Raw genomic sequence first — 21,161 nt, forward strand, 5'->3', positions numbered from 1 at the left:
CTTCCTGTCTGAAAGCTTGAAGCGGAAAACGGGTTGCTCGGTTCATTCACGTCGCAGAGCGACCATTGGATCGACTATTGCAGCCCGGCGAGCAGGCAGCCAACAGGCCAGCAAAGCGACCAATGTGAGCAGGAGTGCCCCGGCGATCAACGTCAACGGATCCATCGGATTGACTCCGAAGAGAAAACTGCGCAACACCGGCGTCAGCGCGAGCGTTCCGATAAGCCCCGCCACACCGCCGATCATCGCGAGTGACATGCCATTTCGCACGACGAGCCGAAAAACATCGCTGGCCCGCGCGCCCAGGGCCATTCGAATGCCAATCTCATGCGTTCTCTCGATGACAAGAGAAGCCATGACTCCGTAAATTCCGACGGCAGCCAGAGCGAGCGCGGCGCTGGCCAGAAGCCCAAGGAGCACCATTTGGCTCCGGCGCTGCGAGATGGATTCAGAGAGGACCTGTTCCAAAGGTTGAACACTTTGCACCGGTTGGAATTTGTCCAAAGCCAGCACCGTTGCCTCGACAGCGGAAGCCAGTGCACGAGGATCGCCCGTGCTGCGCACAAGAATCGCCTGGGTGGAAAAATCGTAAACGGGAAGATAAATCCGCGGTTCGGCCGGCAAATCTAGGCTCAAGTCGAGACAATCTCCGACCACTCCAATGATTTCGCCCAGGTTGCACTTGAGTCCGATGGGCTCGCGCCCGTCGAAATACTTCCGGACGAAGCCTTCGCTCACGATTGCAGCCACCATCGGCTTGTCTTGGTCGTTAAAGTCGCGTCCTTTGAGCAGCGGAATCCCCGTCGTGCTGAAATAGCCCGGACTCACCCCGCGCCACCGGACGAACTGTTCGCTGCCGGGCGCAGGAACAGGCTGCCCTTCCAGCAAGAGGGGAAGATTCGAAAAGATACGTCCGCCTGCCAGTGGGACTCCCATGCAGGCCGCGGCGGAGCGCACCCCCGGCAGGGCTTCGAGCCGCTCGATGAGTTGCGAGGTGAAAGCTTGCCGCGCTTCGCGCGCCGCCGGTCCGGGATAGCGGGCCGGTGAAAAGACCAGGCCCACCGCCAGGACATTCTCAGGATCGAAGCCAGGCTGAACCCGATTGAGCTGAGCAAAGCTCCGCACCATGAGTCCCGCACCTGCCAGCAGCATCAGAGACAACGCGATTTCCGAAACGACCAGACCGTTCCGCAGCCGGTGACTGCGAAGCGTGGTGGTCAGTCCACGGCTGTTCTCTTTGAACGCTTCATTCAATCCGACACGCGTCGCCTGAAGGGCGGGAGCGGAGCCAAACAAGAGTCCGGCGAGAATAGAAAGGGCTCCTGCAAAACACAGGACCGCCGGATCAATTTGAGTTTCGCCCAGGCGCGGGAGATCGGCCGGAAGCAACAAAATCAATGCTCGGACACCCCAAAATGCCAGTAACATACCGCAACCGCCTCCAATCAAACTGAATAGAAGGCTCTCGCTCCATAGTTGCCGGAGAATTTGAAACCGGCTGGCGCCCAGGGCGGCCCGGATTGCCATCTCTTTGTGCCGGGCAGAACCGCGCATCAGAAAGAGATTGGCCACATTGACGCACGCAATCAGCAGAACCAGGCCGGCCGCCGCCAATAGCAAGAAGATCAACGGTCGAGCGTGTCCAGCGATCTGTTCTTCTAGCAGCTCTGCTCGGACCGTCCAGTCGGTCCGCCTCTGCTCTCCGTCATATTGCTCATTGATGATTCGAACTTCTGCGTCGGCCTGTTCGACGGTGGCATCGGGTTTCAATCGGGCCAGCACATGGCCGGCACCGTCACCGTCCTTGCCCGCTTTCTGGTCCGGCGTCCAGACGGCCGGGGTCCAGATCTCAGCGGGTTGCTTCAGCGTCGTTGCCGCTCCCGCCAGCGTGCCGAGCGGGAAATGGAGATCTTGCGGGAGAACTCCTACGACCGTGAAGGTGTCCGTATCGCTCCGAATCGATCTTCCGATGACGTTTGGATCGCCACCGAACCGGCTCTGCCAAAGCGCAAAGCTCAGCAGCACCACGCGATGGTTCCCGTCCTCGCCTTCCTCGGATTGGAATCCGCGGCCGAGGACTGGTTTCACCCCGAGGACTTGCGTCAGATTTGGTGATACGCACAGACCTCGGAGTTGGCGCGGGTTTTCGTCCCCAACCAAGGTGAAGTCGGTTGGCTGGAGCAATGCCATCTGTGAGAAGCAGGTATTCCGTTCCTGCAGATTCCAGAATCGCCCCGGCGTGACGACGATCCGGTTGTAGCCCAGTGTTGCATTCTGGCGATACACCCAAACCAGTTGCCCCGAGTCCCGATAGGGCAATGGCCGAAGCAACACCGCGTTCGCCACGCTGAAGATAGCGGTGTTGGCGCCGATCCCGAGCGCGAGCGTGAGCACGGCCGCGGCGGTGAAGCCGGGGCTCTTGAGCAACTGGCGGAAGGCGAAGCGGAGTTCGTTCATGGCTGTGGGACGAAAGTGTTCGGTGTTCAGGCCTACCGGTGGGGCCGTGGACGAGGCACCGGTGATCCCCGCCGAATGGCTGGCTGACTTCGAGGCCGCCGCGCGCCGACCCTTGCGGCAGCGCCTCCGTTACGCGTTCGTCCGCACGACGAAGCCGGTGCTGGATGAAGCGCGGTATCGCTCGTTCGAGAGCCTGGAGGAATACCGCCGCTGGTGCGCGGAGAACCTCCCCGACTGGCTCGGTCACCGCCTGCCGTTGCGTGAGCGAGCGGAGCTGGCATTGAATCTTGTGAAGGATATCCATGGGGTGTCATTCGGCCCGCAACGCCACCATCGGATCCACCCGCGCCGCGCGACGTGCGGGCAGCCAGCAGGCTGACCACGCAACGGCCAACAAAAGCAACGGGATGCTGAGAAAGGTGAGTGGATCGGTCGGGCTGATGCCGAAGAGCAGGCTGCGCAGCCATTGCGTCGTGGCCAGAGCGCCGGGCAGACCAACAACGATTCCTGCTCCCGCCAGCCTCATGCCCTGTCGCAACACAAGCCGCTGCACGTCGCTGCGCCGTGCTCCCAGCGCCATGCGGATGCCGACTTCACGCGTCCGCTGCGAGACCGAGTAGGCGATGACACCGAACAGGCCGGACACCGCGAGCACGAGTGCCACGATCCCCAGTACGCCCAACAACATGCCGGAGGTCCGCACCGGGAAGAGGGCCAGCGTGAGGTGCTGCTCCAGGGTCGTGGCCGTCGTCAGCGCCAGCCGGGAATCCAGTTCCTGCGTCGCGCCACGGATCGCCGCCAGCACGGGGCGCGGGTCGCCCCGGACATGGGCCACCAAGGTCGCGTGCAGGGGCACGCCCTGGAGGAAGCACTCGAAGAAGGCCGGCTTGGGATCTTCGCCCAGCGTGCGATAGCGGCCGGTCTGCACCACGCCGACAATCTCGCGAACGTTCTCCGCGTTCACGTCGCCCACATACAGCCGGCGGCCGATCGGATTCTGGCCGGGCCAGAAGCGGGTGGCCGCCGCCTCGTTGATGATCGCCACGCGCGGCGCACCTTCGCGGTCGGCCGCGGTGAACTCCCGTCCCTGCAGGAGAGAGGTTCCAAGGGTGGCGAAGTAGCCGGGGCCGACGCCAAATCTCTCGAAGAATCCGGACCGCGCGGCGCCTGGTTCCTGCTCGTCCAGCGGGAAGCTGCCATTGTTCATCGCGGTGCCCAGCGGCAGATGCCGGGTCCAGGCCGCCGCCCGCACACCTGGCAACGTCTGCACCCGGGACAGCAATCGGGCATAGAACTCCTCCGCCTGCGCCGCCGAATAGCCAAAGTCGTTCAGGTTAAGACCGGCCGTCACGCGGTTCTTCACCTCGAAGCCCGGATCAAGGGCGCGGGCTTTGAACAGGCTGCGAAGGCAGAGGGTCGCGCCCAGCAGCAGCACCAGGCAGAGCGCCATCTGGCCGACGATCAGGGCGTTCGCGAGCCGGGACCGGCGCCCGGCCGTGCCGCGCGACTCGTCCTTCAGAGCGGAGGCCACGTCCTGCCGGGTGCCGCGGAAGGCCGGAGCCAGTCCGAAGAGGATGCCGGTGGCGAGCGAGACCACCGCGGTGAAGGTGAGCACGCGCCAGTCGGGCGTCATGTCAAGACGGAGCGGCAGGCTCGTCGGCACGAGCCCCACGATGAGGTTCGCCAGCCAGACCGACAGCAGCAGACCCAGCCCGCCTCCCGCCGCGGCCAGCAGCACGCTCTCGGTGAGCAACTGTCGGATGAGCCGGGATCGTCCCGCGCCGAGCGCTGAACGCACGGCCATCTCCTTCCGCCGCGCCGCGCCGCGCGCGAGCTGCAGGTTCGCCGCGTTGGCGCAGGCGATGAGCAGCACGAGCAGCACCGCGCCTGTCAGCGTCGCGGTGAACGCGCGGACAAATCCCCGCAACGGCACAGGCACCATGAGGAAAGGCGTCAGCACCGCACCGTCCTCGGGCTTCCTACCCTTGATCTCCTCCTGGAAACGGTGCGTCAGCGCCGTCAGATCGGCCCCTGCCTGCGCTTCGTTGACGCCTGGCTTCAGGCGACCGAGCCCGATGACCGAATGCGAATCGGTGCGCGTGAGCCACGTGGCGTTGTGCGACACCGCCGGGACCATCATGAATGGCACCCAAAGGTCCGGGTTAATGCCGGCCATCGTGCCGGTAAACGCGTCCGGGGCCACGCCGATCACGGTCAGCGCGACCCCGTTGATGGTCAGCGCGCGGCCTACGGCCTGTGGATCGGCGGCGAGGCGGTTTCGCCAGAAGGCCTGGCTGACCACGACCACCGGATGCGAGCCTGGCGTCTGGTCCTCCGCCGGCAGGAAGAATCGTCCCAGCGCGGGCTGGATGCCGCACAGATCGAAGAAATTGCCGGACACGGCCAGACCCTGGACCGGTTCGCCGACGCCGTTCAGGTTCCAGCTCATGAACGAAGGCTCGGTCTCGAATGCCCCGAGATCCGCGAACGACTGGTTGTGCTGGCGCAGGTAGGCGATCTCCGCCGGCCCCCAGTTGCCGTAGCGTTTGAGATCCGAAGCGGCCTTGGGCCGCAGTTGCCAGATCTGCCATAGATCACCCGGCCGCTCGACCGGCGGCGGCCGGAGCAACAGCGTGTTGACGAAGCTGAAGATGGTCGTGTTGGCCGCGATGCCCAAGGCGAGTGACAACACGGCCACGGCGGTGAAGCCCGGGTTCTTGAGCAGCTGACGGAGGGAGAAGCGGAGGTCGTTCATGGGCAAAGGCAGAAGGTAGAATGGAGAATGCAGATACGCTCAGGACATAGCCGGCGGCTTATGTTGGAAGGCTTCTTCATGCTGCATTCCTGGGAGAACCCGGGGTCAGATCTGTGAATTTGACAAATCGAGGACCGAAATTCGGCGGGGGAGTCAAATGTCAAATTCAGAGATCTGACCCCGGCGCTTCCGCTCACACCTCCCCTCACTCACAACGCAGCGCCTCCATTGGATCGACCCTGGCCGCGCGCCGGGCGGGCAGCCAGGAGGCGGTGAAGGCGACGACGAGCAGCAGGGCGCTGGCGAGGACGACCACGCCGGGGGCGTTCGGTTTCAAACCCGGGGTGATCGACGCCAGGATGCGGGCCAGAGCGACGGCGCCGAGACCTCCGAGCACGAGGCCTGCAGCGGTCAATCTCAGCCCCCTTCCCAACACGAGGGAAAGCACATCGCGAATCTGCGCGCCGAGCGCCATGCGCACGCCAATTTCGCGGGTCCGTTGCGCGACGTATCCCGCGATCACGCCGTAGGTACCCAACGCGGCCAGGAGCAATCCGAGTCCCGCGAACGCCGCCAGCAGCCCGCCGGCAACGGCGGCCTGGTCGAAGAACCGCCCCACCTGGGCGCGCACGGAGCCGGCTTCGCTCAGCGGCAGGTCGGGATCGAGTTCTGCCACGGCGCGGCGCAGTGTTTCGCCCGTGACATGTCCCCGCACTGCCACGGCCAGGCTGGAGGCAGGATCCTGGGCGAGGGGACGGTAGCATTGAAGGCGCGTGGTGGGTTCACCGGGATCGGTGGCGGACCGGATGTCGGCCACCACGCCGACGATTTCCTGCCAGGCGTCTGGCTGGCCGATGCGCTGTCCCAGAGCCGACCCATTGGGCCAGAAGGCGCGGGCGAACGATTCATTGATGATGACCACGGCGGAACGTTCAGCGGTGTCGGTCGTGGCGAATTCGCGTCCGTCCAGCAACCGGATGCCGAGTGTCGCGAAGTAGTCGGGCGACACGGATGCCAGAGCGCTGAGGGTGCCGGTCACGGGAGAGGCCGGGGATTCGATCGACAGGCCGATGTGACTGCGGGCGCCCGAGACCGGCAGGGCGTTGGCAAGGGCGGCACGATCCACTCCGGGCAGGGCGGCGAGTTGATCCTGGAGACGCTCCGCGAAGCGGCGTCGGGCCTCGCCGTCGGGATAGGCCGTGCCCGAGAGATTCAGGTAACCGGCGTGAAGGCCGTCGATGCGCCAGCCGGGATCGGATGCGCTGAAGCGGCTCAACCCGTTCATCACCAGACCCGCTCCCGTAAGGAGCATGAGGGCCATCGCGACCTGCGCGATGATCAGGCCGTGGCGAAGCCGGTGGCGGGAGGTACCGCCGTCCCCGTCGCGGGGTCCTTGCTTCAAGGTGGCGTTGAGATCGGTGCGGGAGGCCAGCCAGGCGGGCAGGAGTCCGAAGGCGAGACCCGAAAGCGTGGAAGCCAGAAACGCAAAGGCCAGCACCGTGACGTTGAGTTCAAGCTGCAGCAAGGGGCGGCCGTCCTCGGTCAGGCGATGGGCGAGCCATTGATTCGTCCCGTAGGCCAGCAGCACGCCGAACCCACCGCCGAGCACGGCGAGGAGGAGATTCTCTTTGAGCAACTGGCGGAGCAACCGGCCACGCGGCGCCCCAAGGGCACCGCGGATGGCGAGTTCCCGCGAACGCAGCGCGGTGCGGGCGAACTGGAGGTTGGCGAGATTCGCGCAGGCGATCAGCAGCACGAAGCCCGCGAGGCCCATGATCAGCCAGAGCATGATCTGACCGCGCGGGTCCATGCGGGACGTCGCCAGGGGCGCAACCCGGAGGCCGCTGTCCGTGTTGGTGTCCGGATGCTCCCCGCGAAGGTGTGCGGCGAGCGTGGCGAGGCCTGCATTGGCCTGGGCCAGCGAGACGCCGGGCTTCAGGCGGGCGAATACGTCGAGGTAATGATTCCCGCGCACCGCGCTTTCGGCGTCACTGAACGCCAGCGGCCGGATCAGATCGGCCCTGCCCCAGGTCTGGCGGTCGGCAAACTCCGGGGGCATCACGCCGACGACCGTGACGGGCGCGCCATCCAGGCGGATCGTGGCGCCGACAATGCCGGCGTCCGCATTGAACCGCCTCAGCCAGAAGGCGTGGTTCAGGAGCACGACGTCGCTGCGGCCGGGCTGGCTTTCCTCCGGGAGGAAGGCACGACCGAACCTCGGCTGGATGCCGAGCATCGGGATCAGGTCGGCGGTGACCTGCACCGTGCGCAGGCGTTCGGCCGGTTGACCCGCTTCGGACAGATTGGCGGGACGCGAGGTGGTGGCGGCCAGATGGGTGAAAACCGCGTTCTGATCGCGTTGATCGAGGAAGTTGGCCGGGGAATGCGGCCAGCGTTGGGAATGGGGCGACGTGCGAAACACGCGCACCAGGCGGTCGGCTTCGGGATACGGCTGCTCGGGCATCAACAGCGAATGCAGACCGCTGAACATCGAGGTGTTCACACCAATGCCGAGCGCCAGCGTGAGCACGGCCACCGCGGTGAAGCCGGGGTGTTTCAGCAACTGTCGGAGGGCGAATCGGAGGTCGTTCATGGGTCAAGGTCCGACGTCCGGACGATCCACGTGAGGGTATTCGGTTTTCGGGACTGGGATTTCACTCATGCCTCAGCGCCCTCAAGGGTTCGACGTTCGAGGCCCTTCGTGCGGGAAACCAGCTGGCCAGCAGGGCGGTCAAGACGAAGAGTGCGCAGACTGCGGCATAGGAAACCCAATCCAGGACGCCGATGCCGAACAACATTCGCCGGAGGCCCAATGTCGTCAGTCCACCCAGCACCAGCCCGATCGCCAGACCGGTTCCCGCATAGCGCAGGCCCTGTCGGACCACGAGCCTCAGGATCTCACCGCGATCCGCGCCCAAGGCCATTCTCACGCCCAGTTCGTAGGTGCGTTCCGTCACGGAATACGACACCACGCCGTAGATGCCGAGCATGGCCATGATCAGGCCAAAGATCGCGATCAGAGCGATTGCCCTGGTTTCCAGAAGACTTCGACCAATGGCTTCGTCCAGTTCCGCCCGCACCGATCGGGGATGAGTCACCGGCACGTTGGGATCGCCGGCCTGGACGGCTTCGCGAATCGGCTGCCGAAGGGTTGTCGGGTCGCCGCGACACTCGACCACGAATGCCACGCCGGACCAATGGGGAAAAAACTGATCTGCGCTCAGGTATGCTTCCGGACCGAGATGTTCCTCGTATCCAAGATTCCGGCGGTCCGGAACCACACCCACGATCTCGAGCCAACTTCGCCCGGCTTCGACGTCAATACCGACGCGCCTGCCGATTGGGTCCTCATTGGGAGAATAGCTCCTGACGAACGACTCGCTGACCAGCAGCACCGGCGGCGACCCTCGCCGGTCCGCCGACCCCAGCGGACGTCCGCGCACGATGGGAACGTTGACATGGGAAAGGTGATTCGGACTGGCGACGGTGAGGCGAACCCACTGACCTTCCTGCCCGTTGTCCTGTCCCTCAAATCGAAATCCGCTCGGAAACGGATACCGCATCAACACGCGATCCGAAGTAAGCGACACCTCGCCGACGCCGGGCACACCGGCGATCCGCTCCATCGCCTGCCCCACATAGAGCTGCCGCGATTCAGGCGTCGGGTAGATCCGGTCATTCAGTGACGAATGGACCGTCAGGAAGCGCGAGACATCGAAACCGGGCGGGAAGCTTTTCTTGTTCTGATAACTGCGCACCAGCAAACCCGCCCCAAGACACAACGCGGCCGCCATCGCCACCTGGCCGATCATAAGGAAGTTTCGCAAGCGATGCCGGCGAGCGCTTCCACCGCTGCCGATCCCGCCCGACTCCTTCAGGTCGGTCACCAGTTCGCCCCGGGTCGAACGCCAGGCGGGCAACCAGCCGACGACCAGCCCGGCGAGCCCCGCGAACAGCAAGGTTCCTGCGATCACCAGCGGACTGAATTCCACGCCGATCCCGTAGCGGGCCGTCAGCCGGGCAATCCACACCGACGACACGAGGCCGACGATTCCTCCCAGCAACGCCAGCAACACGCTTTCCCCGAGCAACTGGCGGACGATCCGGAATCGTCGTGCGCCCAGGGTGAAGCGGACGGCGAATTCATGGCGCCGCGAAAGCATGCGGGCGAGCAGGATGTTGGCGATGTTGAAGGCGGCGATCCCGAGGACAAAGACGGGGATCGCGATGCCGAAGACCTGCTCCGGTTCGAAGTGCACTTTCAGCCGCTTGTCCGCCCGCAGGGCCAGCACCGATGCTTCCGGGGTGGGCCAGCCACGGTTCTCCGCGTGCCTCCTTACCAGGGGCGACATGACGGCGGCCAGTTCGGCGTTCAGCCGGGCCGACGATATGCCGGCCCTGCCCCGGCCGACGACCTTGATGAAGCCGACCGCACTTCCGGCGGTTTCGAAATCCCGGGGCAGCCAGCCGTCGAGTCCGTAGAAGAGCCCGTTGCGATCGTAGCCCTTGGGCATGACCCCGATGATCGTAGCCGGCTTCTCGTTCAGGGAGACCGCCCGCCCGATGATCTCCGGATCGCCACTGAACTCCGCCTGCCAGCAACGATGCGAGATCAGGAGAAGATTCGCGGCGCCGGACCGGACCTCGTCGGCGGTGAACGCCCGGCCGAGGGCGGGCGCGACACCTGCAACCTCCAGGACCGACGGTGAGATATGTTGAATCGAGAGCGTCTTCGGCTCACCCACACCGGTCAGCACCTGGGAACCGTAGTTCCCCATCGCCCCGATGACCTCGAAGGACCGTAGAGCCGCCGCCGCCTCGATGAACTCCTCCACATGCAGTTGATCGCTGGGACCGTTCTTCGTCACCTTCCACAACCGCACCACGCGGTCCGGATCGGGAAACGGCATCCAGGCCGTGCGCTCATGTTGCAGCACAGCCATGACGAGACTCATGGAGCCGATCACCAGGCTGAGCGTGATCAGGATGATCAACGTGCCGCCCGGTCTCTTGAGCAGCGTTCGGAAGGCAAATCTGATGTTGCTCATGGTACCAGGCAGTCTTCCGTGATCCGTCGCCAGTCGTCGGAGGGCAGGCGTCGAACCCAGAGCAAGGAGTGTCCAAGGTCGAAGCCCGAGGCGGGAGTCCCTCCACCCTTTCGATGTTTCGTGTTCAATGTCGGATGTTCGATATTCATCTCACTCCGTTCTCAGCGCCTCCATGGGATCCAGTCGGGCCGCGCGGCGCGCGGGCAGCCAGCTGGCAAACATCGCCACGCCCAGCAGGACCAGAGATACGCCGGCAAACGTTGCCGGATCGGTCGGTTTGACCTCGTAAAGCATGCTGCCGGACATCGCCGACGACGCCGACAACCTCCCAGCCTTCGTCGATGTTGCCCGTGGCCACGTCGAGATGGATGCGCTGACCCAACGGATCCTGATTCGGGAAATGCTGACGGGCGAGGGCTTCGTTGATGATGACCACACGTGGCGAACCGACCTTGTCGCTCCACGCAAAAGGCCGGCCCTTGCGCAGTGGAATTCCCGCCGCCTGGAAATAGTCCGGCGTGCAAAAATCAAAGTCCACACCGTGGCCGGTCGGCGGTGCATCCGACCGGCCGGCAATCACGAAAGTCGTGTCCATCGACCCACCGCCAACCGGCCGCCTTCCGACCACCCCGGCCGCTTCGACGCCTGGGAGAGCGCCGATCCGTTCCAGCGCCCGCTCAAAAAAATCCGTCCGGCCCGCGGCGTCCGGATACCTTTTCTCCGGCAGAGTCACCTGCATCGTCAGGACGTTCCGTGGATTGATGCCTGGCGGAACGTGGGCGAGACGAACGAAGCTGTTCAGCAACAAGCCGGCGCCGACCAGTAGAACGAGGGAGAGCGCCACCTCGGCGATGATCAACCCGCTGCGCACACGGTTCCGTGGACCGGTGCCGGAAGTGCGTGCGCCCTCCTTGAGCATGTCGTTCAGATGGATCCGCGAGGTCTGAAGGGCGGGCACCAGACCGAACACCACCCCGGCGAGGAGGGAGATCAGCACCGAGAATCCCAGCACGCGGAGGTCCAGGCCCAGTTCCCCCGCGCGGGGCAGGTTCACGGCATTCAGGTGCTTGATCGCACCGACGGCCCAGAAGGCGATCAGCAGTCCGAGCAGGGCGCCGGTCAGGGACAACAGCACGCTCTCCGTCAGCAACTGCCGCACGATACGCCACCGGCCGGCGCCCAGCGCGGCCCGGACGGCCATTTCCTTCTGGCGTCCTGACGATCTGGCCAGCAGCAGGTTCGCGACGTTGCTGCAGGCAATCAGCAACACGCAACCCACGGCGCCGAACAACACGAGCAGCGTTGGCCTGGAGTCGCCCGTGATCTGTTCATGCAACGGCACGAGGGTCGCACCCCAGCCCTGCTTCCACGCCGGATACAGGGGACGGAGCTGGGCGGCCACCGCCGACAGTTCAGTTCCGGCCCGTTCCACGGTCTCGCCGGGTTTCAAGCGGCCAAAGACCTGGAGCCAGTGTGAGCCGCGCTGGTTGCTGTCATTCGGACGGACCGCCATCGGGACGATGAAATCTGCCGGCCCCCACGGCAGGACCATCGGGGCGAGGACGCCAATCACCGTGTGGCTCCGGCCATCGAGTTGGAGGGTGCGCCCCACCACGGACGCGTCGCCACCCAGGCGGCGCTGCCAGAATCCGTGACTCAGCACGACCACCTGGTCCTTGCCCGGCTGGTCCTCATCCGGCGCGAAGACGCGGCCCAGGAAGGGCCGTGCCCGAAGAATTCGGAGACCGCTGGCGGACATTCCCACGCCGCTGATCAGTTCGGGGCTTCCTTCGCCGGTGAGGTTCAACCTCCGGCTGTCCAGGAGCGACAGGTCTTCAAAGACATTGCCGTGCTCCCGCCAGTCGAGAAAGGCGCCCGGCGACGCCCAGTTCCGTTGACCGGGTCCGGGAGCCTCCCACACCTGCACCAACTTCCCCGGCTCTTCGAATGGCAGCGGTTTCAATAGCACCGAGTCCACGACACTGAACACGGCGGTCGTCGCGCCGATACCGAGCGCCAGAGTGAACACAGCCACCGCGGTGAAGCCGGGAGTCTTCAGCAACTGGCGGAAGGCGAACTTGAGATCATTCATCGGGGTTGGTCCATCTCGTTGGCGCCCCGGCAGGGTGGCGCTGACGCATGGTCGTCAAGGCGTCGGGAGGCGCTTGCACACCTGATGCCACGCGGTGGCGCCGGCGGAATCCACCTCGTTTTCAACGGGTTTTGGCGGCGGGCCTGCCGGGACGCGCTCCAGCCATTCTCGCGAGTGGGATTCTCCCGTCCCAAAGGCGGGACGCCCACGGAACGGAGGGCAGAACCCGGGGTCAGATCTGTGAATTTGACAAATCGGAGCCCGAGAATCGGCGGGGGTGGCAAATGTCAAATTCAGAGATCTGACCCCGGGGCTTCCGTACTACTGCTGGCGGCCCTCAACGCCTACGGGCCGAAGCGAGGGCAGGAATATCGGGAGCTGCCCCGATGGCGCCGCCGAGCCAGGCGACCGTCGTGTCAGGACTTGATCCATCTCCTGCGCAAGCAGTGGGCCGAGGAAAAGGGCTCGGAGAACAGGCGCGAGCAAATGATCATCACGGCCGCCGCCTGAGATTTCGCGGCGCCAGCGCCCGGGAAATGGCCAAACTCCAGGGGTCGTAAACGACCCATTGCGCGCGTGCCGACATCGTGACGCCGACCGTCACAGGCGCGAGTGTGATGAACTTCTTCATGATGTGCCTTTCGTTACGTTGTCGATGGACGGAGGCAACACGCCGCCAATCACGAGAAAGGATTTGCCACCAAGCGAAGAAGGCGCGGTGTATCACACTCACGACATTCCACTAAGTCCGCGGATGAAGGCGGCGCAGTTCATGAACATCCGCGAACTGAACGCATGCTGACTTTGGCAAATCAGGACGAGTCGTCTCCGATTCCTGATCCTCCTCCGTCTCCATGAACATGGCGTTTGGAGAACTTTCGGCGGGTTGATGGTGCGGATGGATTTTAACGCCATTTTAATGCACTCAACCTAGCTTTTGATTATGCGCCCCTTCCGTCGTCGTGGAAACTGGGGTCATGAACGGACGAGCATTCTGCGACCAACCGGCACACAGATCCGCGGTCAGCCCCATCATTAGGCGGCTGTCTGCCAACGAATAACCCGGAAATGACCATGGAAACCATCATTGTCGGCATCATCGCATTGCTCCTGTTTCTCTACCTGTTCGCGGCCATGATCCGGCCCGAAAAGTTCTGAGGATTTCGTATGACTCACAAAGCTTCTTCTCTCTTTGACTGGAACATCGTCGGTCCGGCGACTGCGGATGCGTTCAAAAAGCTCAACCCGCGATTGATGGTCAGGAATCCGGTGATGTTCGTCACGCTGGTCGGCGCGGTCCTGACGACCGTTGGAATCTTCACTTCACCGGGCGAACGCGGCTTCGTGGCGCATCTCGCGGTGTGGCTGTGGTTCACGGTTCTGTTCGCCAATTTCGCCGAAGCGGTGGCGGAAGGGCGCGGCAAGGCACAGGCCGCCACGCTGCGCAAGGCTCGGAAAGAAACGATGGCGCGGCGACTGAAGGACGGAAACGAAGCCCGTGTCCCGGCGACGGAGTTGCAGAAGGGCGACACGGTGGTTTGCGAAGCGGGCGATGTAATTCCCGCGGACGGCGAAGTGATTGAAGGCATCGCCAGCGTGGACGAAGCGGCGATCACGGGCGAGTCCGCTCCGGTCATCCGTGAAAGCGGTGGGGACCGCAGCGCCGTAACCGGCGGCACGCGCGTGATCAGCGACCGGATTGTCGTCCGCGTCACGATCGAGAAAGGCCACGGATTTCTCGACCGCATGATCGCGATGGTGGAGGGCGCGCAGCGGCAGAAAACGCCGAACGAGATCGCGCTCACCATTCTGCTCTCGGCGCTCACGCTGATCTTTCTTCTCGTCGCAGTGACCTTGAAACCGTTCGGACTTTTTGCCGGGACGGTGTTCAGCATGCCGGTGCTGGTCGCGCTGCTGGTCTGTTTGATTCCGACCACGATTGGCGCGCTACTGAGCGCGATTGGCATCAGCGGCATTGACCGGCTCATTCGGCGCAATGTCATGGCGACCAGCGGACGCGCGGTCGAGGCGGCAGGTGACGTGGATGTGTTGCTCCTGGACAAGACGGGAACGATCACGCTGGGCAATCGCATGGCGACGGCTTTCGTTCCCGCGCAAGGCGTCGTGGCGGTTAAGCTCGCGGACGCGGCACAGCTCGCATCGTTGGCGGACGAAACACCGGAGGGCCGCAGCATCGTCGTGCTGGCGAAGCAACAGTTCAAGCTGCGCGGTCGCGAAGTCGCCGAGCCACATGCGAAGTTCGTTCCCTTCACGGCGCAAACGCGCATGAGCGGGGTGGATTTTCTGGCGATGGACGGTCATCCGGCACGGACCATCCGCAAAGGAGCGGCGGACGCGATGCGCGCCTATGTGGATCAGCAAGGCGGCGCGTTTCCCTCCGGGGTCGGTCAGACGGTGGATGAAATCTCCCACCAAGGCGGCACTCCGCTCGTGGTCGTGGAAGGCAAACATGTCCTCGGTGTTGTCCAGCTCAAGGATGTGGTCAAAGGCGGGATCAAGGAACGCTTCGCGCAATTGCGCAAGATGGGCATTCGCACTGTGATGATCACGGGTGATAATCCGCGCACCGCCGCTGCCATTGCCGCCGAGGCAGGTGTGGACGACTTCATGGCGCAGGCCACACCCGAAGACAAACTCAAGCGCATCCGCTCCGAACAGGCCGCCGGCCATCTGGTCGCGATGACCGGCGACGGCACAAACGACGCGCCCGCCCTCGCGCAAGCCGACGTAGGCGTGGCGATGAACACCGGCACGCAAGCCGCGCGTGAGGCGGGCAACATGGTGGATCTGGACAGCAATCCGACGAAGCTCATGGAAGTCGTCGAAATCGGCAAACAACTCATCATGACGCGCGGCGCGCTGACGACGTTCAGTCTGGCCAACGACGTGGCGAAGTATTTCGCCATTCTGCCGGCGATGTTCGCCAGCCTCTACGCGGTCCAAGGCGCGCGCGGTCCGCTGTCCGCGATGGACATCATGCGACTGCATTCGCCGGAGTCGGCCATTTTAAGCGCCGTGATTTTCAACGCCCTCATCATCGTCGGGCTGATACCGCTCGCCTTGCGAGGCATTGCCTACCGGCCCATCGGCGCGGCGGCGATCCTGCGACGCAATCTGCTGATCTACGGCCTTGGTGGCATCATCGCACCGTTCCTTGGCATCAAACTGATCGACCTTGTGCTGGCCGCTTTGCACCTCGTCTGACCTGAAGGAAATCCCATGACTATTCTCTATTTGCTTTTCGGACTTTTCACCTTCGCGCTTCTGTTCGCTTTGACGGCTGTCGTCGAGGAATCAGAGCGGAGGGATTAACTCGCACGCTTTATGAATGCCATTCTTCTGATTGCACTGATTGTTGGGGGCACGGCCGTCCTGTCCTGGCCGCTGGGCCGCTACATGAAATGGGCGATGGACCCAAACGTGTCGAACGGAGTCGCGGGAAAGTTCGATCGGCTGTTTCATCTCTTTGGCGGACGCTGTACGGGCGAGCGGCTAAACTGGAAGCAATACATGGTCTCGATGATGGTCTTCAACGTGGTCATGTTCGTCGTGAGTTTCGCAATCATGGCGCTCCAACACCATCTGCCGCTCAATCCGGACGGACAGGAAGCCGTCGAGGGAAGCCTGATCTTCAACACCGCCGCCTCGTTTACCTCGAACACCAACCTGCAACACTATTCCGGCGAATCCACCTACAGCTACCTCTCGCAGCTTTTCGCGTTGATGTGGCTGCAGTTCGTTTCCGCCGCCACGGGCATCGCCGCTTTGACGGCGATGGCGCGCGGCCTGGCCGGACGCAAGGACATGGGCAACTTCTTGCTCGATGTGCAGCGCGCCACGTTTCTCGTTCTGCTACCGCTGGCCCTGATTGTCGCCACGCTCATGGTTCTGGGCGGAATGCCCATGACGCTGGCGGGGGCAGCACAGGCAACCACGCTGGAAGGCATCGAGCAGACGATTGCGCGTGGGCCGGTCGCGGCGTTTCTGGCGATCAAGCAACTCGGCACGAACGGCGGCGGTTTCTTCGGCCCGAACTGCACGCATCCGTTCGAGAACCCGACCTCCTGGACCAACACGCTGGCGATGATCTCCATCATCCTGGTTCCGATGGCGTGCGTGTGGATGTTCGGGCGCATCATCGGGCGGATGCGCCATGCGACGGTCGTGTTCAGCGTAATGCTCGTCTTCTTGCTGGTGAAAATCGCGGGCTCGGTTTGGTTTGAGCAGGCGCCGACGCAGGCGTTTACCGGCCTGCCGATCGAGCAGAACGTTGGCAATCTTGAAGGCAAGGAACTGCGCTTTGGCGCGCCGCAGGGCAGCGGCCCACTGTGGAGCGTGTTGACGACTTCCACGAGCAACGGATCCGTGGGGGCAATGCATGACAGCCTCAATCCCCTGACCGGCCTCATGCCGATGATCGGCATGTGGCTGAACGCGACCTTCGGCGGCGTAGGCGTCGGCATGATCAACATGTTCATCTACATCGTCCTCGCCGTGTTTGTTGCGGGGATGATGGTGGGGCGCACGCCGGAGTATTTGAGTCGGCGCATCGAGGCGCGCGAAGTGAAGCTGGCCGTCATCGCGCTCTTCGCGCATGCGTTCTTCATTCTCGGCGGAACGGCCATCTTCGCCGCGACGCCGTGGGGGCAGGAGACGTTGAACAACACCGGAGCGCACGGCTTCAGCGAAATCCTCTACGAGTTCAGTTCCGCGTCGGCGAACAACGGATCAGGTTTCGAGGGCTTGGGTGACAACACCGTGCCGTGGAACGTGGCCACGGGCATCGTCATGCTCCTGGCGCGATTCATTCCGATCATCCTGCCGTTGGCGATTGCCGGTTCGCTGGCTGCGAAGAAGCCTACAGCGCAATCGTCCGGCACGCTGGGCGTGGAAGACGGCACGTTCGGCGTGATGCTGGGGGCGACCATCGTCTTCATCGGCGCGCTGACATTTTTCCCGGTCGCTGCGCTCGGACCGATTGCCGAACACCTGCAATTCATGAGGTAATTATGAAATCACTCATCTCCAGCCTTCGACTCGTCATTGTGACGATGCTCATTTGCGTGGCGGGCTACACCGCCATCATCCTGGCCGTCGGCCAGATCGCCACCCCCGATACCGCCAACGGCCATCTGATCACGGATAGCGATGGCAAGATCATCGGCAGCCGGTTGATCGCTCAAAAGTTCGAGCAGCCGCACTACTTCTGGCCGCGGCCCTCGGCTGCGGGCGAAGACGGTTACGACGCGACCAGCGCCGCCGGAAGCAACAAGTCGCCGACCAGCGGCGATCTGACGGAGCGCGCCAGACAACTGATTGAGCGATACGACGCGTCCGCTGAAAAGCCTCTGCCGCCCGAACTCGCCGCAGCGTCCGGGGGCGGCCTGGATCCGCATATCACCGAGCACGCGGCGCGTTATCAGGCTGAACGGGTGGCGAAGGCGCGCAACGTCTCCGTGTCAGAAATCGAAACGCTCATCGGGCAGCACGCCTTCGCTCCGGGCGGCGCGCTCACCACCGGCCGCATCGTCAACGTGCTGGAATTGAATCTGGCGCTGGATTCCATACCGTGACGTTGTGAGCGACGGCGGCCGACCCAATCCCGATGCGTTGCTCAGTTCGATTCAACGCGAGGAAGCCGCGAAGAAGCGAGGGCGACTGAAGATTTTCCTCGGGATGTGTCCCGGTGTGGGGAAGACCTACGCCATGCTCGAAGCCGCGCGTCGCGAACAGGCCGCCGGACGGGATGTGGTAATCGGTTACGTCGAAACGCATGGACGCAGGGAGACGGACGCACTGACCGAAGGGCTGCCCGCCGTTGCGCGCACGACATCGGAGTATCGCGGCGTCACACTGACGGAGATGGACCTGGACGCGGTGCTCGCCCGGAAGCCGCGACTGGCGCTGGTGGACGAGTTCGCCCACTCCAACGCGCCTGGCTCGCGGCATCCCAAGCGTTATCAGGACATTCTCGAGCTGCTGGATGCGGGTATCGACGTTTTCACCACTCTCAACATCCAGCACGTGGAAAGCCGCGCCGAGGCGGTGCGCCAGATTGCCGGGGTCACCATCCAGGAAACCGTGCCGGACACGGCACTAGACGGCGCGGAACTGGAACTGGTGGATCTGCCTCCGGACGAACTACGCGCCCGGCTGGCGGAGGGAAGGGTGTATGTCCCCGAACGCATCTGCGCGGCGCAGGACAATTTCTTTCGACCCGGCAATCTGGCTGCGTTGCGCGAACTCGCCCTGCGTCTCGCGGCCGAACAGGTCGGGCAGGATGTCCTCGAATATCGCCAGAAGCTCGGCATCAGCGGCCCTTGGAAATCGGGTCAGCGATTGCTGGTTGGCGCGAGTTCAAGTCCAACGTCGGCGTCCCTCTTGCGCTGGACACGAAGACTGGCCGGGGAATTGCACGCCCCGTGGCTGGCCGTGTATGTCGAGTTGACCCGCCCCTTGTCGGAACAGGATCGGACGCGGCTCGCCCGGCATCTCGCATTGGCGAGGGAACTGGGCGCTCAAGTCATCACAACAACCGACGACGATGTGGTTCGGGGAATTCTGCGCGTGGCCCGCGAGCAGAATGCCACGCAACTAGTCGTGGGCAAACCCGCTGGTTGGCGCGTCGTTGAGCTTTTTCGCGGCCGATCGATGCTCAATCGTCTCATCCGTGAAAGCGGCCACATTGATGTTCACGTCGTGCGTGTCGAGGGCGAGGAAGCTCCGTTGCGCAAGCCGCCGATGCCGCGTTTCAGAGTCAGCGATCCGCGTGCCTACGCCGTTGTGGCAGGAGTGGTCGCGCTGCTCACAGTCGCCAACCTCGTCCTTCAGCGGTGGATTGGCTATGTGCCATTGTCCTTGGTCTATCTCCTGAGCGTTATCGTGCTGGGAGTTTTTGTCGGACGTGGCCCAACTCTCGCCGCCGCAACCCTCACGGCGCTTTCGTGGAACTTCTTCTTCACTGAACCGCATTTTACACTCCGCATCAAGAGTGCCGCCGACACGATGATCTTCCTGGCCTACTTTGTGGGCGCGCTGGCGATGGGACATCTGACCGCCAGGTTGCGCGCGCAACAGGAGGCGGAACGGCGGCGCGAACAGCGCGCCACGGCGCTCTATCTCCTGATCCGCGAGCTGGCCAGGGCGTCTGATTTTCCGGACCTATTGGCCGTCGCGGTGCGCGAGGTCGGGAAAGCTTTTGGTGCTGATGTCGCCATCTCGATGCCTGAAGAGGCGGAGGCCGCTGCGGTGACACCTTACTTTGCGAGTACCTGGACCATGTCAGAGAAGGAGCAAGGCGCGGCGGCGTGGGCGTTTCGCAATCGCCAACCCTCTGGTCGCGGCACGGACACATTGCCTGCGGCGGATGGGCTGCATGTGCCGCTGCTTGCGGGTGAACGCGCGGTCGGCGTGTTGAGTTTGCGGTTTCGCGATGCGGCACCGCTTTCCCCGGCACAGCGGGATCTGCTGGATGCCTTCACGCCGCAGATCGCCCTGGTGCTGGACCGGCAACGGTTGCGAGATGAGGAACACAAGGCAGAGTTGCTGGCGCAGTCCGAACGGCTCGGCAAGACGCTCTTGAATTCAGTCTCCCACGAGCTGCGCACGCCGCTGGCTGCCATCAGCACGGTGGCCAGTGGCCTGCCCAATGCCGGACCGCTCACCTCAGCGCAGCAGATACTCGCCGGGGAACTGAACGAAGCATCGGCGCGATTGAATCGGCTCGTGCGCAATTTGCTGGACCTGTCCCGCCTCGAAGCAGGCCATCTGCAACCGAACCTTGACTGGCACGATGCGCGTGATGTGGTGAACGCGGCCATCCAGAATCTTGGGAACACACTCTTCGGTCACACACTTCGAATAGAGATCGCCCCGGACCTGCCGCTTGTGAAATTGGATGCCGCGCTGACGGAACAGATTCTCGGCAACCTGCTCAGCAATGCGGTGGCTTACACGCCGCCCGGCACAGCAATTGAGATCAGCGCTCGCGCCGAGGCCGCACGGTTTGTTGTCGAAGTTGCAGATCGCGGCCCTGGGCTTCCACCTGGCGATCCCGTAAAATGGTTCGACCGCTTTCAACGCGGCCCGGACGCCACCCCCGGCGGCACGGGAATCGGCCTGTCGCTCGTCAAGGGCTTCGCTGAGGCGCAAGGAGGAACTGTCGCTGCCGCAAACCGTTCCGGCGGCGGGGCAGTGTTCACGGTGCGCCTGCCGCTAGCCAAAATGCCGCCCGTGCCGCAAGAGAAGGAATGAGCGAAGGAAACAAAACTCTGGTGCTGGTGATTGACGACGAACCGCAAATTCGTCGGCTGCTCACGGTCACGCTGGAAGCGAACGCCTATCGCGTGCTCACGGCCGCCAGCGGACAGGAGGGTCTAGTCCTCGCCGCCCAACACCTTCCGGCGTTGGTCGTGCTGGATCTCGGCCTGCCCGACTTACCCGGTCAAGAAGTGTTGCGCCGCCTGCGCGAGTGGAGCAATGCGCCGGTGCTCATCCTGTCTGTGCAAGACGACGAAGCGGGGAAAGTCGCGGCGCTCGATGGCGGTGCGGACGATTACGTCACCAAACCCTTCAATACGGCGGAACTGCTGGCCCGACTTCGCGTCGCGTTGCGTCACGCCTCAAGACCTGAAGAGGCGGCTGTGTTTCAAAGCGGCCGGCTGGTCGTGGACCTCGCCAACCGCCGTGTCACGGTCGGTGGCCGCGAGGTGAAGCTGACCGTGACCGAATACAAACTTCTTCACCTCCTCGTGCGCCACGCGGGCAGAGTTCTCACCCATCGCCACAT

At 63.7% G+C, this 21,161-nt stretch carries 13 protein-coding genes; 7 read left to right on the forward strand and 6 right to left on the reverse strand.

The features are described 5' to 3' along the window. Positions 1-42 precede the first annotated feature (42 nt). Positions 43-2,457, reverse strand: a complete 2,415-nt coding sequence (locus KF833_05750) for an ABC transporter permease (protein MBX3744795.1) — start codon at positions 2,455-2,457, stop codon at positions 43-45. Between the two features lie 46 nt (positions 2,458-2,503). On the opposite strand from KF833_05750, the gene KF833_05755 reads away from it, so the two are divergent. Beyond that, positions 2,504-2,836, forward strand: coding sequence for a hypothetical protein (locus tag KF833_05755; GenBank protein MBX3744796.1), 333 nt, complete (start codon positions 2,504-2,506; stop codon positions 2,834-2,836). Here KF833_05755 and KF833_05760 read toward each other — a convergent pair. From KF833_05760 to KF833_05780, 5 genes are all read right to left on the reverse strand, one after another. Continuing rightward, on the reverse strand, positions 2,768-5,212 hold the full coding sequence (locus tag KF833_05760) for an ABC transporter permease (protein ID MBX3744797.1): 2,445 nt from the start codon (positions 5,210-5,212) through the stop codon (positions 2,768-2,770). The genes KF833_05755 and KF833_05760 overlap by 69 nt on opposite strands. A gap of 205 nt (positions 5,213-5,417) precedes the next feature. Then, positions 5,418-7,805 carry an ABC transporter permease gene (locus tag KF833_05765; protein ID MBX3744798.1) on the reverse strand — a complete coding sequence of 796 codons (2,388 nt, stop codon included), beginning with the start codon at positions 7,803-7,805 and terminating at the stop codon, positions 5,418-5,420. A gap of 61 nt (positions 7,806-7,866) precedes the next feature. Further along, complete coding sequence (locus KF833_05770; protein ID MBX3744799.1) at positions 7,867-10,260, reverse strand: ABC transporter permease; 2,394 nt, start codon at positions 10,258-10,260, stop codon at positions 7,867-7,869. 145 nt (positions 10,261-10,405) lie between these two features. Next, positions 10,406-12,352, reverse strand: a complete 1,947-nt coding sequence (locus KF833_05775; GenBank protein MBX3744800.1) for an ABC transporter permease — start codon at positions 12,350-12,352, stop codon at positions 10,406-10,408. Between the two features lie 493 nt (positions 12,353-12,845). Further along, entirely contained in the window at positions 12,846-12,983 is a 138-nt protein-coding gene (locus KF833_05780; protein MBX3744801.1) for a hypothetical protein, read from the reverse strand. A gap of 443 nt (positions 12,984-13,426) precedes the next feature. Between KF833_05780 and kdpF the strand changes: the two genes are divergently transcribed. The 6 genes from kdpF to KF833_05810 form a co-directional block, all read left to right on the forward strand. Further along, complete coding sequence (kdpF, locus tag KF833_05785; protein MBX3744802.1) at positions 13,427-13,510, forward strand: K(+)-transporting ATPase subunit F; 84 nt, start codon at positions 13,427-13,429, stop codon at positions 13,508-13,510. A 9-nt stretch (positions 13,511-13,519) separates the two neighbouring features. Next, the gene (gene kdpB, locus KF833_05790) at positions 13,520-15,577 is read left to right on the forward strand and encodes a potassium-transporting ATPase subunit KdpB (protein ID MBX3744803.1); all 2,058 of its coding nucleotides are present in this window, start codon (positions 13,520-13,522) and stop codon (positions 15,575-15,577) included. Between the two features lie 120 nt (positions 15,578-15,697). Then, a complete protein-coding gene (kdpA, locus tag KF833_05795) occupies positions 15,698-17,380 on the forward strand; it encodes a potassium-transporting ATPase subunit A (protein ID MBX3744804.1) in 1,683 nt (560 codons plus the stop codon). 2 nt (positions 17,381-17,382) lie between these two features. Then, complete coding sequence (kdpC, locus tag KF833_05800; GenBank protein ID MBX3744805.1) at positions 17,383-17,946, forward strand: K(+)-transporting ATPase subunit C; 564 nt, start codon at positions 17,383-17,385, stop codon at positions 17,944-17,946. A 4-nt stretch (positions 17,947-17,950) separates the two neighbouring features. Continuing rightward, positions 17,951-20,626 carry a sensor histidine kinase KdpD gene (locus KF833_05805; protein MBX3744806.1) on the forward strand — a complete coding sequence of 892 codons (2,676 nt, stop codon included), beginning with the start codon at positions 17,951-17,953 and terminating at the stop codon, positions 20,624-20,626. Then, positions 20,623-21,161, forward strand: a 539-nt coding sequence (locus tag KF833_05810; GenBank protein MBX3744807.1) for a response regulator transcription factor, incomplete at its 3' end; no start/stop codon positions are given. The genes KF833_05805 and KF833_05810, both read left to right, overlap by 4 nt.

The sequence above is a fragment of the Verrucomicrobiia bacterium genome, from assembly GCA_019634625.1.
GTDB lineage: Bacteria > Verrucomicrobiota > Verrucomicrobiia > Limisphaerales > CAIMTB01 > CAIMTB01.

Coding starts and splice junctions, on each gene's coding strand:
- kdpF (MBX3744802.1), top strand. CDS start 13,427: ATGGAAACCATCATTGTCGGCATCATCGCATTGCTCCTGTTTCTCTAC.
- KF833_05750 (MBX3744795.1), bottom strand. CDS start 2,457: ATGAACGAACTCCGCTTCGCCTTCCGCCAGTTGCTCAAGAGCCCCGGC.
- KF833_05770 (MBX3744799.1), bottom strand. CDS start 10,260: ATGAGCAACATCAGATTTGCCTTCCGAACGCTGCTCAAGAGACCGGGC.
- KF833_05765 (MBX3744798.1), bottom strand. CDS start 7,805: ATGAACGACCTCCGATTCGCCCTCCGACAGTTGCTGAAACACCCCGGC.
- kdpB (MBX3744803.1), top strand. CDS start 13,520: ATGACTCACAAAGCTTCTTCTCTCTTTGACTGGAACATCGTCGGTCCG.
- kdpC (MBX3744805.1), top strand. CDS start 17,383: ATGAAATCACTCATCTCCAGCCTTCGACTCGTCATTGTGACGATGCTC.
- kdpA (MBX3744804.1), top strand. CDS start 15,698: ATGAATGCCATTCTTCTGATTGCACTGATTGTTGGGGGCACGGCCGTC.
- KF833_05780 (MBX3744801.1), bottom strand. CDS start 12,983: ATGAAGAAGTTCATCACACTCGCGCCTGTGACGGTCGGCGTCACGATG.
- KF833_05775 (MBX3744800.1), bottom strand. CDS start 12,352: ATGAATGATCTCAAGTTCGCCTTCCGCCAGTTGCTGAAGACTCCCGGC.
- KF833_05760 (MBX3744797.1), bottom strand. CDS start 5,212: ATGAACGACCTCCGCTTCTCCCTCCGTCAGCTGCTCAAGAACCCGGGC.